Here is a 14,125-nt window from a genome sequence, read left to right on the forward strand (position 1 = left end):
AGGAGGAGCCATGTCCACGATCAGCAACCGCTTCGCCCGGCTCGTCGGGCGGATGCGCGAGGAGGAGTGCGGCGACGTGCCCGGCTGGGTGCTCGTCACGCTGATGACAGCGGGACTCGTCATCGTGCTGTGGACGGTCGCGGGGCCCGCGCTCCAGGGCGTCTTCGAGCAGGCGATCTCGCGCGTCACGAGCTTCTGATGCGGTTGGCCGACGAGCGCGGCTCGGCGGTCGCCGAGTTCGCCATGGTGGCGGGGCTCCTCGTCGTGCTCGTGCTCTCGGTCATGCAGCTCTCGCTCGCGCTGCACGTGCGCGCGACCGTCGCCGACGCGGCGGCGGAGGGCGCGCGGCACGCCTCGCTGCTCGGCTCCGATGCCGCAGCGGGCGTCGAGCGCACGCGCGAGCTCATCTCGACAGCGATCGGACCCCGCTACGCCGAGCGGGTGAGCGCATCGAGCGCCGTCGTCGCGGGACTCGAGACCATCGAGATCCGCGTCGCGGCACCGCTGCCGGTGCTCGGCTTCATCGGCCCCGTCGCGCTCGAGGTCGCCGGCCATGCCCCCGTCGAATCGCTTCGCTGAGCGGCGCGCAGCCCCGGGTGGGCTCGCGTCGGAGGAGGGCTCCGCCTCGATCGAGTTCCTCACCGTCGGTCTCATCCTGCTCGTGCCGCTCGTCTACCTCGTGCTCGCGCTCGGCCAGATCCAGCACGCCGTGCTCGGCATCGAGGGCGGCGCCCGCCACGCGGCGCGGGCGATCGCGCAAGCCGACTCGCACGAGCAGGGCATGGCCGCAGCCGATCGGGCGATCCGTGTTGCGATGGCGGACGCCGGGCTCGAGCCCGAGGCCGTGCGCGTCGAGGTCGTGTGCACCCCGGCGCAAGACGCGTGCGACACCCGGCGCGGCACGGTCTCCGTCCGCCTCGACGGGACCGTGCCGCTCCCGCTCGCCCCGCCCGGCCTCGTCCTCGGCGCCGGGGTCGGCGTCCCCGTCTCGGCGCTCGCGAGCCAGCCGGTCTCCGCCTTCGGCGGCGCCCCGTGACGCGCGCCTGGTCGCGCCTCGCGCGCGACGAGGAAGGCTCGACGCTCGTGCTGGCGATCGGCTTCGCGGCACTCGCGCTCACCCTCGTGCTCGCGGTCGCCGCGGCGACGAGCATGCTCGTCGAGCGTCGCCGGCTGTTCACGGTCGCCGACGGGGCTGCGCTCGCGGCCGCGGAGGCGTTCGCGCTCGAGCAGGTGCGCTTCGACGGCGTCTCCGCCGCGCCGGAGCTTGCCGGCGCGGCGGTGCAGGAGGCCGCCGCGGCCTGGGCGGCGGAGGCCGCAGGCGACCTCGACGACGTGCTGGTCGAGGGTGCGAGCGCCGATGCCCGCAGCGCCACCGTCTCCGTCTCGAGCACGTGGCGCCCGCCGGTCGTCTCGCTCCTGCTGCCCGAGGGCATCCGGCTCGACGTGACCGCGACGGCGCGGGCCGTCTTCGTCGACTGATCGCGCATGCTCCCGGCATGCAGGAGCAGCCCGAGATCGACTACGACGCGGTCGCGGCGAGCCTGCCGGTCGACGACCCGGAGCGCGCCGCGGACGGCCTCAGCAGGTGCAGTCGGGAGAGCTGTGCGACGACGAGCTGCGGGCCGAGGCGACGTCGATCGCGCACGACCTCGCCGCGCGGCAGGAGCCTCGCCGCGACGAGTAGCGCTGGCGCATCGACCGCCCGCGCCCTAGGCCTGCCGCCATCGCCGGGGACGACGGGCTCGACGACGACCTCGCGCGCTACGGCTGGGGGGCGAGCCGTCGACGATGCTCACCGACGGCTTCGTCGGCGTTCGCGCGACGCGCGAGGAGCTCGCCGCGGCGCTCGCGGAGCGCAGCCGGAGTACGCGGCGCGGGCCTCGCTCGCGCGACGCACACGCTGCTCGAGCGCTCGGAGCTCTCGGCGCGGCTGCTGCGCGTGCACGTGTGCTGGCTCTGCTGGAAGGCCGACGGCACGCTCAGGGATGTGCCGCCCGACCCCTGAGCGAACTCCATCGCCGCGTTCAGGCGCGGTCGGGATCATGGGGGACATGATCCCCGGGACCGTGCTCGCGTCGCGCTACGAGCTCGTGCGCCCGCTGGGCTCCGGCGGCATGGGGCAGGTGTGGCTCGGGCTCGACCGCGTGCTCGGGCGCGAGGTCGCCGTGAAGACGGTCGACCTCGGGACGAGCGACGATCCGAGCGCTGCCGAGCGCTTCCGACGCGAGGGCCGTGCGGCCGCCGCGCTCACGCACGAGCACGTCGTGACCGTCTTCGACTCCGGCGCCGACGCCGGCACCGCCTTCCTCGTGATGCAGCTGCTGCCGGGACCCACCGTCGCCGAGCTGCTCGAGGGCGGCGAGCCGCTGCCGCTCGGTCGGGCCGTCGAGATCGGCGAGCAGACGGCGGCGGCGCTCGCGGCCATCCACAGCATCGGCATCGTGCACCGAGACATCAAGCCCGCCAACCTCGTGTTCGACGGCTCGGGCAGGCTCAAGGTCGTCGACTTCGGGATCGCGAGCGTCGACGGCACGTCGGGCCAGCTGACGGCCGCCTCCACCATCGTCGGCAGCGCCGCCTACATGGCTCCCGAGCAGGCCGACGGCGGTCGAGCGACGCCCGCGACGGATCTGTACGCGCTCGGCTGCGTCATGATGACCCTGCTCACCGCGCGGCCGCCGTTCGCGGGCGAGCACCCCCTCGCGCTGCTGCAGCAGCACGTGCACGCGCCGGCGCCTCGGGTGTCGGAGCGGCTCACCGACGTGCCTGCCGCGCTCGACGCCCTCGTCGCCCGGCTGCTCTCGAAGCACCCCGAGGACCGCGGGTCGGACGCGGCGCACGTGCGAGACGAGCTCGCCGCGATCCGGAGCGCGCTGCCGCGCACGGGCGAGGTCGCCGCCGCAGCGGTACCGGTGGCCGACACCGTGCCCCTCGTGGCTGCCGCGCCGACCGTCGAGGCGCTCGATGCGCCGTCGACCGGCCCGCTCGGCCCGGCCGGCGCGGCGACCGCGGTCGTCGTTGCCCCGCGCAAGCGCGTCGCCCGCCGGGCGCTGCTCGCCGTGGCTGCCCTCGTGGCGCTCGCGGCGCTGCTGCTCGTCGTCGTCCCGCTGCTGCAGCGGCCGAGCGCGGACGACGCCCTCGCATCGCAGCCGCCCGCCGCGCAGGACGGGGTGCCAGCCACCGTCACGCCGCCATCGGCGACGGCCGCGACGCCGCTCGCCGGCGAGTCGGGGACGAGCGCGGCCCCCGCCGCGCAGCCCGCGCCCGGCCCGGCCGCGGAGCCGACGCCGGCGGCGGCAGGGGAGGCGGCGACTCCGGCGCCCGCGCCCGCCGAGTCCGAGCAGCCGGCGCCCGCGCCCACCGCGTCTGCGCCTGCTGACCCGGCACCGGTCGAGTCGGCTCCCGTGGAGCCTGCGCCGATCAGCTTCGCCGGGGTGCGCGACGCGATCGGCGGCGCGGTCGCGGGCGGCGGGCTCGACACCGCCGCAGGCGATGCGCTCCTCGACCGGGTCGCCGCGCTCGAGGCCGCGGCAGCGGACGGGGAGGCCGGGAGCCCCGCGGCGGGACTCGCGGAGCTCCGCTCGCAGGTCGACGCGCTCGAGCGCGACGGCGCGGCGAGCCCCGAAGCCGCGGCGGCCATCCGGGCAGCGATCGACGAGGTCACGGCCTCCGCTGCGTGAGCGTCACTCCCGCGGCTTCCGCGGCAGCCACTTGAGCAGGATCGCAGCACCGGCGATGCACACCGCGGTCAGCCCGCCCGCTGCCCACGCGATCGACGCGATCGAGACGACCGCCGAGATCGCGAGCGGGGCGGCGGCGCCGCCGAGGTCGACCGTCAGCCGCCACGCACCGAGGAACGGCGCGGGGTTGCGGGGATCGGCGAGATCCGCGCCGAGCGTCATGATGATGCCGGAGCCGAGCCCGTTGCCGAGTCCGAGCACCATCGCCGCCGCGACGAACCAGCCGGTCGCGGCATCGAGGTCGTGCGAGACCGCGAGCATCGCGAACGCCACCGCCATGAGGCCGAGCGTCGGCACGACGCTCCACAGCCGCCCGAAGCGATCCATGATCCAGCCCGAGACGAAGAAGAGCGCGAAGTCGACGCCGCCCGCGATGCCGATCACGAGGCCGGTCGTGGCGGCGTCGAGCCCGATCGAGATCGCCCAGAGCGGCAGCAGCACATTGCGTGCGGAGCGCGCGAGCGCGAGCATCGCCGCGCCGACGCCGACGGTCGCGAGCACGCGCGCGTGCTGCCGCACCACGCGCCACACGCCCGTGCGCTCCTGCCGCAGCTCGATGACGCCCGTCGTGGGGGGCTTCCGCTCGAAGGCCGTCGTCGGGTCGGGCAGCACGACGAGGACGGCGATCGCGACGATCGTGCAGGCGCCGAAGAACACCCACACCGCGCCGAGCGGGAGCCCGAGCCCGAGCACCGCGGCGCCGATGAGCGGGCCGACGAACATGCCCAGGCGGAAGATGCCGCCGAGCGTCGAGAGCGCCCTCGCCCGATACCGGATCGGCACGTAGGTCGTCATGAACGCGTGCCGCGCGAGCGCGAAGACCGCGTGGCCGAGGCCGAGCACGAACACGGCGACGCCGAGCGTCCACGCATCCCTCGCCACGAGCGCGAGCGCGAGCGCCGCGAGCACGAGCGCGCCCGCGCCGATCATCGTCGGCCGCTCCCCGAAGCGAGCGACGACCCCGCCGCCGGGCACGTCGCCCGCGAGCTGCCCGATCGTCAGCATCGCCGCGACGACCGCGGCGACCGCGAGGGAGGCGCCCAGGTCACCGGCGATGAGCGGGATGTAGGGGATGACCGCGCCCTCGCCGATCGCGAACGCCGCCGTCGGCACGTACACGGCGCCCGCGACGCGCCGCCACGGGAACCGCTCGGTCTCGTCGCCCCCGCTCACAGCCCGAGCCTACGATGCTCGCGCCGGTCGAGCGGATGCGGTGCCGGCGTCGGGCGGGACGGACGATGCCGCGCCGGTAGGCTGGGTCATCATGGCCGATCTCGACATCGGCGGCGAGATCGCCGCCCTCCGCTCCACGTTCGCCGACATCAAGGCGGTCACCGACGTCGACCGGCTCGCCGCCGACATCGAGCGGCTCTCCGCCGCCGCGGGCGCCCCCGACCTGTGGGACGACCCCGACGCCGCGCAGAAGGTGACGAGCCAGCTGAGCCACGCGCAGACCGACCTGCGCCGCATCGTCGAGGCGGAGTCGCGCATCGACGACCTCGAGGTGCTCGTCGAGATGGCGAACGAGGAGGCCGACGAGGCGACGCGGCTCGAGGCGAAGAAGGAGCTCGCGAGCCTGCAGAAGCTCATGGGCGAGATGGAGATCCAGACGCTCCTCGACGGCGAGTTCGATCCGCTCCCCGCGGTCGTCACGATCCGCGCGGGCGCGGGCGGCGTCGACGCCTCCGACTTCGCCGAGATGCTGCTGCGCATGTACCTGCGGTACGCCGAGCAGCACGGCATGCCCGTCACCGTCTACGAGACGAGCTACGCCGAGGAGGCGGGCATCAAGTCGGCCTCGTTCGAGATCGATGCGCCCTACGCCTTCGGGCAGCTGTCGGTCGAGGCCGGCACGCACCGCCTCGTGCGGATGAGCCCCTTCGGCGCCGCGGGCAAGCGCCAGACCTCGTTCGCGGCGGTCGAGGTCGTGCCGCTGTTCGAGCAGGTCGACGAGGTCGAGGTGCCCGAGAACGACATCCGCGTCGACGTCTTCCGCTCCTCCGGGCCGGGCGGCCAGTCGGTCAACACGACCGACTCGGCGGTGCGCATCACCCACATCCCGACCGGCGTCGTCGTCTCGATGCAGAACGAGAAGAGCCAGATCCAGAACCGCGCCGCGGCGATGCGTGTGCTGCAGAGCCGCCTCATGCTGCTCAAGCGCGAGGAGGAGGCTGCCCGCAAGAAGGAGCTCGCCGGCTCGATCGCCGCGAGCTGGGGCGATCAGATGCGCTCCTACGTCCTCGCGCCGTACCAGATGGTCAAGGACCTCCGCACGCTCCACGAGGTCAACAACCCCTCGGCGGTCTTCGACGGCGACCTCGACGGCTTCATCGCCGCCGGCATCCGCTGGCGCAAGCAGCAGCAGCGCGAGGACGCGCAGTAGGAGCGGCGATGGGCACCCGACCGCAGACCGGCAGCGACTACCTCGCGAGCCTCGACGACGGCCGAGTGGTCGTCCACGACGGCGAGCGCGTCGCGCGCGTCGCCGAGCATCCCGACTTCGCGGGCACCGCATCCACCATCGCCTCGCTCTACGACGCCCTGCACGACGAGGCGGCGGATGCGCTGCTCGCGCCGATCGGGGAGGGCGACGGGCTCACCCACGCCTTCTGGACCGTGCCGCAGTCGCGGGGCGACCTCCGCGCGCAGCGCGAGGCGATCCGCGCGTGGCAGCGGCGCACGCACGGCTGGCTCGGCCGCACCCCCGAGTTCATGGCGTGCATGCTCACGTCGATGGCGGCGCACGCGCCGTCCTTCGGCCGCTTCGAGCCCAACGTGCGCGCGGCGCTCGAGCGCGACCAGCGGGCCGTCACGCACTATGCCCAAGCGCTCGTCAACCCGCCCGTCGACCGCGACCTGCCGCCCGACGAGGTCGGCGACGTGTTCCTGCACGTCGTCCGCGAGAACGACGAGGGCGTCGTGCTGCGCGGCGCGAAGGCGGTCGTCACGGGCGCGGCGACCGCGCAGCGGCTGTTCGTCTCGCACTTCGGCGGCGAGGTGCAGACGGATGCGTTCGCGATCGCCGCGTCGGTCGCCGTCGGCTCGCCGGGCGTGCGCGTGTACACGCGCGGCACGCCCTTCCGCACCGACCAGCCGCTCGCGAGCCGCTTCCAGGAGCACGACGCGCTCGTCGTCTTCGACGACGTGCTCGTGCCGTGGACCGACGTCTTCATCCGCGACGCCGACACGATGCTCGCCTTCAACCGCGGCGCGGTCGGCTGGAACGCCCGGCTCGCCTTCCAGGCGGCGACGCGGCTCGAGGCGAAGCTCGAGCGCATCGCCGGGCTCGCCGTGCGGGCGGCCGAGATCATGGGCACCGAGGAGCGGCGCGGCACGCAAGCGGCGCTCGGCGAGGTCATCGCCTTCCGGCACACGGTCGCGGGCCTCCGCGACGCGATGATCGAGCAGGCCGCGCCGTCGGGGGAGTCGATCCTGCCTGGCGTCGACGCCGCGATGGCGTTCTCGGCGCTCGCGCCCGACGCCTACTCGCGCGTGCGCATCTCGCTCGAGACGACGCTCTCGTCGGCGCTCGCCCACCTGCCGGTGCCGATCGGCTCGCTCGGCACTGCCGAGGTCGAGTCGGTCGAGCCGCTGCTGCGCGGATCGGGCGGGACGGATGCGCGCGAGCGGCTCGAGGTCGTCGGCGAGCTGTGGGATGCGATCGGCACGGGCTTCGGCGCGCGGCACGAGCTCTACGAGCGCAGCTACTGGGGCCAGCCGGAGCGCACCCACGTCGGCATCCTCGGGCTCGCGCGCGCCGACGGCCGCGTCGCGGACTGGCAGCGGCGCGCCGGCTCGTGAGCCGCGGAGCGGGCGGCGACGCGCGCCGAGGTCGCGCCGCGCCGACAGCGGTGCAGAGCCGAGCCGCCCGCCGCCCGTAGCCTCGACAGGCCATGATCCGCTTCGACGAGGTCTCCAAGACCTACTCCCGCAAGGCTCGCCCCGCGCTCGACGGCGTCTCCCTCGAGATCCTGAAGGGCGAGTTCGTCTTCCTCGTCGGTGCCTCCGGCTCGGGCAAGTCCACGCTCATCCGCATGGTGCTGCGCGAGGAGACGCCCTCGAGCGGCGAGGTGCACGTGCTCGGCCAGCGCCTCAAGGCGCTGCCCAACCGGCGAGTGCCCTTCTTCCGCCGCAACCTCGGCGTCGTCTTCCAGGACTTCCGCCTGCTCGGCAACAAGACGGTCTACGAGAACGTCGCCTTCACGCTGCAGGTGATCGGCAAGAGCCGCGCCTTCATCTCGGAGGCGGTGCCCGACGTGCTGAAGATCGTCGGGCTCGCGGGCAAGGCCTCGAGGATGCCGCACGAGCTCTCGGGCGGCGAGCAGCAGCGCGTCGCGATCGCGCGCGCGGTCGTCAACCGGCCGCCGATCCTGCTCGCCGACGAGCCGACGGGCAATCTCGACCCCTCGACGAGCGCGGGCATCATGGCGCTGCTCGCTCGCATCAACGAGGGCGGGACGACAGTCGTGATGGCGACGCACGAGGCCTCGATCGTCGACGAGATGCAGAAGCGCGTCGTCGAGCTCGACGCCGGCCGCATCATGCGCGACGAGGCGCACGGCTCCTACCGCCGACACCTCGGCGACGACGAGGAGCTCGCGCCGCGAGCGCTCGAGGAGGAGACCGCGTGAGGGTCCAGCTGATCGCGCAGGAGGTCTGGAACGGACTGCGCCGCAACCTCTCGGTCGTCGTCTCGGTCGTGCTCGTGACGTTCATCTCGCTGTCGTTCGTCGGCGCCGCGATCCTGCTCCAGATGCAGATCAACCAGATGAAGGGCTTCTGGTACGACCGGGCCCAGGTCGGGGTCTACTTCTGCGGGCCCGTCGACGCGACGGCGACGTGCAGCCAGACCGCCGCGACCGCCGAGCAGGTCGACGCCGTGCGGGCCGTGCTCGAGAGCGGCGCGATCGCGCCGTACGTCGCCGACGTCGAGTTCGAGGACCGAGAGCTCGCCTACCAGCACTTCATGGAGCAGTTCGGGGGCACCTCGAGCGCCGAGTTCGCGAGTCCCGAGACGATGAACGAGGCGCTCTGGGTGCGGCCGACCGCGCCGCAGGACGCCGACCTCATCCGCGAGGCGATGAGCGCGCTGCCGGGCGTGCTCGAGGTGCGCGATCAACGGGCGCTGCTCGAGCCGATCTTCCAGGTGCTGAGCACCGCGAGCCTCGTCGCGATCGGCATCGCCGTGCTCATGCTCGTGGCCGCCGTGCTGCTCATCTCCACGACGATCCGCCTCTCCGCCTTCTCGAGGAAGCGCGAGCTCGGGATCATGCGGCTCGTCGGCGCCTCGAACCGGTTCATCCAGACCCCGTTCATCATCGAGGGGATCGTCGCGGCGCTCGTCGGCGCGGTGCTGGCCGCGGGAGCGGTCGTCGCGACCGTGCACTTCCTGCTGCAGGGCTACGTCGCACCGATGCTGCAGACGATCGCGATCGTGGGGCTCGACGACGCGCTCGTCGTCGCGCCCGTGCTGCTCGGGATCGGCGTGCTCTTCGCGGGCGTCGCGGCCGCGGTCGCGATCCGCCGCTACCTCAGGATCTGAGCGGCACCGCCCGCCGCGCTACACTGGGCGGCTGCCCGAGCAAGGGCTGTCGAGACCACCGAGCAGGGAGCGAGTCATGCCGCGCGAACAAGGCCAGAAGGTCGTGGCGCAGAACCGCAAGGCGCGCCACGACTACCACATCGAGGATCGCATCGAAGCGGGTCTCGTGCTCACGGGCACCGAGGTGAAGTCGCTGCGCGCGGGCCGCGCGTCGCTCGTCGACGGCTACGCGTTCGTCGACCGGGGCGAGGCGTGGCTCGACGCCGTGCACATCCCCGAGTACGGGCAGGGCACCTGGACGAACCACCCGCCGCGGCGCAAGCGCAAGCTGCTGCTGCACCGCGACGAGATCGACAAGCTCGCCGCGAAGGTCGCGCAGGGCGGCTACACGCTCGTGCCGCTCTCGCTCTACTTCTCCGACGGGCGGGCGAAGGTCGAGCTCGCGGTCGCGAAGGGCAAGAAGGAGTACGACAAGCGGCACGCGCTGCGCGAGCGGCAGGACAAGCGCGAGGCCGAGCGTGCCATGCGCACGCGGAACCGCCTCGGCGACTGACCGCGCGGTTCGACTTTCCCAGCGCGCGTCGACTTGAATGGGCCTGCCGGCGCTCACCCAGGGCTCGCCGGTGGAAAGGCGACATGCGCATCGGCATCCTGACCTCCGGCGGCGACTGCCCGGGCCTCAACGCAGTCATCCGAGCCGCCGTGCTCACCGGCATGAAGCACCACGGGCACGAGTTCGTCGGCATCCGCGACGGCTACCGGGGGCTCAAGGAGGGCGACGTGCGGGTGCTCAACCGCTCGGCGGTGCGAGGCACCTCCCGCATCGGCGGCACGATCCTCGGCACGAGCCGCACGAACCCCTACGAGGGGGAGAAGGGCGGGCCCGAGCGCATCGCCGAGACGCTCGAGCGCCTCGGGATCGAGGCCGTCATGGCGATCGGCGGCGAGGGCACGCTCGCGGCCGCCAATCGGCTCGCCGACGACGGCATCCCCATCGTCGGGGTGCCGAAGACGATCGACAACGACCTCGACGCGACCGACTACACGTTCGGCTTCGACACGGCCGTGCAGATCGCGACGGAGGCCGGCGACCGGCTGCGCACGACCGGCGACTCGCACATGCGCTGCATGGTGCTCGAGGTCATGGGGCGGCACGTGGGCTGGATCGCGCTCCACACCGGCATCGCGACCGGCGCGCACGTCACGCTCATCCCCGAGCAGCCGCGCTCGATCGAGTGGATCTGCGAGTACGTGCAATCGGTCTACGACCGCCGCCGCGCGCCGCTCGTGGTCGTCTCCGAGGGCTTCAAGCTCGAGGGGATGGACGAGGAGTACTCGCGCAAGGGCCTCGACGCCTTCGACCGCCCGCGCTTGGGCGGCATCGGCGAGGTCATCGCGCCGATGATCGAGGAGCGCACGGGGATCGAGTCGCGGGCGACCGTGCTCGGCCACATCCAGCGCGGCGGGGCGCCCTCGGGCGCGGATCGCGTGCTCGCGACGCGCTTCGGGCTCGCCGCCGTCGATGCGATCACGGACCGCGCGTGGGGCTCGATGGTGTCGCTGCGCGGCACCGACATCGTGCGCGTGCCGATGGCCGAGGCGCTCGGCGACCTCAAGCGCGTGCCCGACCACCGCTACCGAGAGGCGGAGCTGCTCTTCGGCTGACGGTTGCCCGGAGATCCCGGGCGCGCTACCATGGTGGGCTGGCCTCGCCAGCGAGCCGGACGCATCCGGCATTGACAACTCCACAGCGTGCGACTCGCGCCCAGCACGGGGATGATCGGTTTCGACAGCGTCTCGATTGCTGCGGGAAGCGGGTAGAGGATGCAGGGTCATCTCTTCAACGCCCCCTGCAAACCAATAGGTGCCAATGCAAAGCGCACCGACTTCGCCCTCGCTGCCTAAGCGAGCCTGAAGTCCGTCAGACCGGAGGTGCCCTCGCTCCGGACCCTGGCGTCATGAAGAGGGCTTGCTGCGATGCTGCGTCACAGGGCATCGCGGGACTTTCACTGTGACTGGGCTCGTCGACCTAGGTGCTCAGGACAAAGGTCGGAGCCGAGCAGAACGCCACCCTTGAGCTGCACCCGGAGAAGCCGCACGATGTGAGCGTTGGACGGGGGTTCGATTCCCCCCATCTCCACCATCGGCCGAGTCGCACGCTGTGAGAGTCCCTGCTCGCTCCTGTCGAGCCATGGGGCTGCTCTCGCGCGCGATCGGAGCGCCCGCGCTCGATCGTGCGCCGTGGGACGAGCCGACGCCGCCGGGCTGCGCCTGTCGTCATCGCGAGCGCGACGCTCGACTAGCCTGGAGGCTCCCGATCCTGCGAGGAGGCAGCGTGAGCGAGTACCGGGTCGTCGACCCCTACACCGGCCAGGTCGTCAAGGAGTTCCCCACCGCGACCGACGACGAGATCCGCGCCGCGATCGAGCGCGCCCACGCGGCGTTCGAGCCGTGGCGCGCGACGCCGATGGCGGAGCGCGCCGCGATCCTCACGAAGGCCGCGACGGCCTTCACCGAGCGCTCGCGCGAGCTCGCCGAGATCATCCGCACCGAGATGGGCAAGCCCCTCGGGCAGGGCGTCTTCGAGGCGGAGTTCTCGGGCGAGATCATCCAGTACTACGCCGACAACGCGGCGGAATTCCTCGCCGACGAGGTGCTCAAGACTCGCGAGGACGTCGACGCGCGCGTCGTGAAGTCGGCGCAGGGCGTCATCCTCGGCATCATGCCGTGGAACTACCCGTACTACCAGGTCGCGCGCTTCGCCTTCCCCAACCTCATGCTCGGCAACACCGTGCTGCTCAAGCACGCGCCGCAGTGCCCGTGGTCGGCGACCGTCATCGCCGAGATCCTCGAGGAGGCGGGGCTGCCCGCCGGCGCCTACGAGAACATCTTCGCGACGAACGACCAGATCGGCGAGATCGTCATCCCCGACCCGCGCGTGCGCGGCGTCTCGCTCACCGGCTCCGAGCGCGCGGGCGCCGCGGTCGCCGAGATCGCGGGCCGCAACCTCAAGAAGGTCGTGCTCGAGCTCGGCGGGAGCGACCCCTTCGTCGTGCTCTCGACGGACGACATGGATGCGGTGGTCGAGTCGGCGGTCGCGGCCCGGATGGAGAACTCCGGCCAGGCGTGCAACGCCTCGAAGCGATTCATCGTCGTCGATGAGCTCTACGACGAGTTCTCGACGCGGCTCGCGGAGGCGATCGCCGCGGTCGAGGTCGGTGACCCCGAGGATGAGGACGCGCTCGTCGGCCCGCTCTCGTCGCAGGCCGCGGCCGACCGCCTGCGCGAGCAGACCAGTGCTGCGGTCGCGGAGGGCGCGCGCGTGCTCGCCGGTGCCGTCGACGAGGGCGACGGCACGCGCGTGCAGCCGGCGCTCCTCGCCGACGTGACGGACGCGATGAGCGTGTACCGCGAGGAGCTCTTCGGCCCCGTCGGCACCGTCTACCGTGCGAAGGACGTCGACGACGCCGTGCGCATCGCGAACGACACGCCGTTCGGGCTCGGCGCCCGCGTGTGGTGCAGCGACCCCGACCTCGCGCGCGCGGTCGCCGACCGCATCGACGCGGGCATGGTCGCGATCAACGACGCGAGTGCCGAGGACTACGACATGCCCTTCGGCGGCACGAAGCGATCGGGCTTCGGCCGCGAGCTCGGGCCGCACGGCATGGAGGAGTTCATGAACAAGAAGCTCGTCGTCGGCTGATCAGTCCAGCCAGCGGTGTCGCCGCTTCGCGCGCGCCCGCGCCCAGGCAGGTCCGAGCTCCGACTCGGCGGCCAGGGCGCGGGCGCGCTCGCTCCCCGCGAGCAGCCCGTAGTCGATGGCGTTCTCGCCGCCGAGGTGCGCCCGCCTGCCGAGCTCCCGGAGCACGCGCGCTCGAGCCGACGCCGCGTCCGCCGCAGCTCGCGGCGCACGAGCGGCGGGAGCACGTCGGCAGCCCTGCCAGCCGCCTCCGCGGGGCACGGCGGTGCTCGACGAGCGCCGCGACCCCCTCGGCGTCCACCGCCGGTGCCGCGTCAGGCGACCGAGCCGACCATCGGGCGGCCCTCCGCCGCCCACCGCAGGGTCCCGCCCGCGACGTTCACCGCATCCATGCCGCGCTGCTCGAGGAACGCGACGACCTGACCGCTCCGCGCTCCCGAGCGGCAGATGACGGCCGCGCCGTCGGGCACTTCGTCGAGCCGCTCGACGATCTCGCTCATCGGGATGTGCAGCGCGTCGACCGCGTGCCCCGCGTCCCACTCGTGCTGCTCGCGCACGTCGACGATCGGGCGGTCGGCGGTCTCGGCGGGCGTGATCTCTCGCATGGATCGAGGCTATCGATCCGCGCTCCAGGCGAGCATCATGGCCGCCATGACGGATGTGCGCACGGTGCTCTGGTTCGACGGCCGCATCGAGGAGGCGGCTGAGCTCTACGTCTCGCTCCTGCCCGACTCCGCGATCACCGATGTGATGCGGATCCCCGGCGAGGAGAGCCCCTGGCCGGGGGACGCGCCGCCGGGCGAGGCCCTCACGGTCGACCTCACGCTCGGCGGCTCGCCCTTCCAGCTGCTGAACGGCGGCCCGCAGTTCCCGCAGTCCGAGGCGGTGTCGATCGCCGTGACCGTCGACGGGCAAGCGGAGGTCGACCGGCTGTGGGACGCCCTCGTCGCCGACGGGGGCGAGGAATCGATGTGCGGGTGGTGCCGCGACCGCTTCGGCGTCTCGTGGCAGATCATCCCCGAGCAGCTCGGCGAGCTCATGCAGGGGCCGCGCTCGAAGGACGTCACGCGCGCGATGCTGTCGATGCGGAAGCTCGACGTCGCAGCGCTCGAGGCGGCCGCGCGGGGCTGAGCGCCGGCGCGG

The 14,125-nt window shown here is 73.1% G+C and carries 16 protein-coding genes and 1 other RNA gene; 14 read left to right on the forward strand and 3 right to left on the reverse strand.

The genetic code is table 11. The annotated features are described in order from the left end of the window. The first annotated feature begins 10 nt into the window (after positions 1–10). From ACP7BI_RS07615 to ACP7BI_RS07635, 5 genes are all read left to right on the forward strand, one after another. Positions 11–199, forward strand: coding sequence for a hypothetical protein (locus ACP7BI_RS07615; RefSeq protein WP_425844810.1), 189 nt, complete (start codon positions 11–13; stop codon positions 197–199). Next, entirely contained in the window at positions 199–579 is a 381-nt protein-coding gene (locus ACP7BI_RS07620; protein ID WP_211448563.1) for a TadE/TadG family type IV pilus assembly protein, read from the forward strand. The genes ACP7BI_RS07615 and ACP7BI_RS07620 overlap by 1 nt, the downstream gene beginning before the upstream one ends. Further along, positions 554–1,036: a hypothetical protein gene (locus ACP7BI_RS07625; protein WP_425844811.1), complete on the forward strand. Its 483-nt coding sequence runs from the start codon at positions 554–556 to the stop codon at positions 1,034–1,036. The genes ACP7BI_RS07620 and ACP7BI_RS07625 overlap by 26 nt, the downstream gene beginning before the upstream one ends. Beyond that, positions 1,033–1,479 carry a pilus assembly protein TadG-related protein gene (locus ACP7BI_RS07630; RefSeq protein ID WP_425844813.1) on the forward strand — a complete coding sequence of 149 codons (447 nt, stop codon included), beginning with the start codon at positions 1,033–1,035 and terminating at the stop codon, positions 1,477–1,479. Before ACP7BI_RS07625 ends, ACP7BI_RS07630 begins: the two co-directional genes overlap by 4 nt. 572 nt (positions 1,480–2,051) lie before the next feature. Then, the gene (locus tag ACP7BI_RS07635; protein WP_425844815.1) at positions 2,052–3,680 is read left to right on the forward strand and encodes a serine/threonine-protein kinase; all 1,629 of its coding nucleotides are present in this window, start codon (positions 2,052–2,054) and stop codon (positions 3,678–3,680) included. A 3-nt stretch (positions 3,681–3,683) separates the two neighbouring features. Here ACP7BI_RS07635 and ACP7BI_RS07640 read toward each other — a convergent pair whose 3' ends face one another. Next, on the reverse strand, positions 3,684–4,913 hold the full coding sequence (locus tag ACP7BI_RS07640; RefSeq protein WP_425844817.1) for an MFS transporter: 1,230 nt from the start codon (positions 4,911–4,913) through the stop codon (positions 3,684–3,686). 91 nt (positions 4,914–5,004) lie between these two features. On the opposite strand from ACP7BI_RS07640, the gene prfB reads away from it, so the two are divergent. The 8 genes from prfB (at position 5,005) to ACP7BI_RS07680 (ending at position 12,985) form a co-directional block, all read left to right on the forward strand. Further along, a complete protein-coding gene (gene prfB / locus ACP7BI_RS07645) occupies positions 5,005–6,123 on the forward strand; it encodes a peptide chain release factor 2 (protein ID WP_425844818.1) in 1,119 nt (372 codons plus the stop codon). 8 nt (positions 6,124–6,131) lie between these two features. Continuing rightward, positions 6,132–7,541 carry a 4-hydroxyphenylacetate 3-hydroxylase N-terminal domain-containing protein gene (locus ACP7BI_RS07650; RefSeq protein WP_425844819.1) on the forward strand — a complete coding sequence of 470 codons (1,410 nt, stop codon included), beginning with the start codon at positions 6,132–6,134 and terminating at the stop codon, positions 7,539–7,541. A gap of 92 nt (positions 7,542–7,633) precedes the next feature. Further along, complete coding sequence (gene ftsE, locus ACP7BI_RS07655; RefSeq protein ID WP_425844820.1) at positions 7,634–8,371, forward strand: cell division ATP-binding protein FtsE; 738 nt, start codon at positions 7,634–7,636, stop codon at positions 8,369–8,371. Continuing rightward, complete coding sequence (gene ftsX, locus ACP7BI_RS07660) at positions 8,368–9,282, forward strand: permease-like cell division protein FtsX (RefSeq protein WP_425844821.1); 915 nt, start codon at positions 8,368–8,370, stop codon at positions 9,280–9,282. Before ftsE ends, ftsX begins: the two co-directional genes overlap by 4 nt. Before the next feature lie 76 nt (positions 9,283–9,358). Next, the gene (gene smpB / locus ACP7BI_RS07665; protein ID WP_026373397.1) at positions 9,359–9,835 is read left to right on the forward strand and encodes an SsrA-binding protein SmpB; all 477 of its coding nucleotides are present in this window, start codon (positions 9,359–9,361) and stop codon (positions 9,833–9,835) included. Positions 9,836–9,918: 83 nt separating this feature from the next. Then, the gene (locus ACP7BI_RS07670) at positions 9,919–10,947 is read left to right on the forward strand and encodes a 6-phosphofructokinase (RefSeq protein WP_211448579.1); all 1,029 of its coding nucleotides are present in this window, start codon (positions 9,919–9,921) and stop codon (positions 10,945–10,947) included. A gap of 107 nt (positions 10,948–11,054) precedes the next feature. Then, positions 11,055–11,425, forward strand: a transfer-messenger RNA (tmRNA) gene (gene ssrA / locus ACP7BI_RS07675). 192 nt (positions 11,426–11,617) lie between these two features. Beyond that, positions 11,618–12,985, forward strand: a complete 1,368-nt coding sequence (locus ACP7BI_RS07680; protein WP_425844823.1) for an NAD-dependent succinate-semialdehyde dehydrogenase — start codon at positions 11,618–11,620, stop codon at positions 12,983–12,985. On the opposite strand, the gene ACP7BI_RS07685 is transcribed toward ACP7BI_RS07680, so the two are convergent. Next, positions 12,986–13,150: a hypothetical protein gene (locus ACP7BI_RS07685; protein ID WP_425844824.1), complete on the reverse strand. Its 165-nt coding sequence runs from the start codon at positions 13,148–13,150 to the stop codon at positions 12,986–12,988. It lies immediately after the preceding gene. 146 nt (positions 13,151–13,296) lie between these two features. Then, positions 13,297–13,587, reverse strand: a complete 291-nt coding sequence (locus ACP7BI_RS07690; protein WP_425844825.1) for a rhodanese-like domain-containing protein — start codon at positions 13,585–13,587, stop codon at positions 13,297–13,299. Between the two features lie 37 nt (positions 13,588–13,624). On the opposite strand from ACP7BI_RS07690, the gene ACP7BI_RS07695 reads away from it, so the two are divergent. Beyond that, positions 13,625–14,113: a VOC family protein gene (locus ACP7BI_RS07695; protein WP_425844826.1), complete on the forward strand. Its 489-nt coding sequence runs from the start codon at positions 13,625–13,627 to the stop codon at positions 14,111–14,113. The last annotated feature ends 12 nt before the right edge of the window (positions 14,114–14,125 follow it).

Source organism: Agrococcus sp. TSP3-2-1, from assembly GCF_049897585.1.
GTDB lineage: Bacteria > Actinomycetota > Actinomycetes > Actinomycetales > Microbacteriaceae > Agrococcus.

Excerpts from the sequence above, each read along its gene's own strand:
- ACP7BI_RS07650 (WP_425844819.1), top strand. The coding sequence starts at position 6,132 with ATGGGCACCCGACCGCAGACCGGCAGCGACTACCTCGCGAGCCTCGAC.
- ACP7BI_RS07635 (WP_425844815.1), top strand. The coding sequence starts at position 2,052 with ATGATCCCCGGGACCGTGCTCGCGTCGCGCTACGAGCTCGTGCGCCCG.
- ACP7BI_RS07615 (WP_425844810.1), top strand. The coding sequence starts at position 11 with ATGTCCACGATCAGCAACCGCTTCGCCCGGCTCGTCGGGCGGATGCGC.
- ACP7BI_RS07695 (WP_425844826.1), top strand. The coding sequence starts at position 13,625 with ATGGCCGCCATGACGGATGTGCGCACGGTGCTCTGGTTCGACGGCCGC.
- ACP7BI_RS07620 (WP_211448563.1), top strand. The coding sequence starts at position 199 with ATGCGGTTGGCCGACGAGCGCGGCTCGGCGGTCGCCGAGTTCGCCATG.
- prfB (WP_425844818.1), top strand. The coding sequence starts at position 5,005 with ATGGCCGATCTCGACATCGGCGGCGAGATCGCCGCCCTCCGCTCCACG.
- ACP7BI_RS07670 (WP_211448579.1), top strand. The coding sequence starts at position 9,919 with ATGCGCATCGGCATCCTGACCTCCGGCGGCGACTGCCCGGGCCTCAAC.
- ACP7BI_RS07690 (WP_425844825.1), bottom strand. The coding sequence starts at position 13,587 with ATGCGAGAGATCACGCCCGCCGAGACCGCCGACCGCCCGATCGTCGAC.
- ACP7BI_RS07625 (WP_425844811.1), top strand. The coding sequence starts at position 554 with ATGCCCCCGTCGAATCGCTTCGCTGAGCGGCGCGCAGCCCCGGGTGGG.
- smpB (WP_026373397.1), top strand. The coding sequence starts at position 9,359 with ATGCCGCGCGAACAAGGCCAGAAGGTCGTGGCGCAGAACCGCAAGGCG.
- ftsE (WP_425844820.1), top strand. The coding sequence starts at position 7,634 with ATGATCCGCTTCGACGAGGTCTCCAAGACCTACTCCCGCAAGGCTCGC.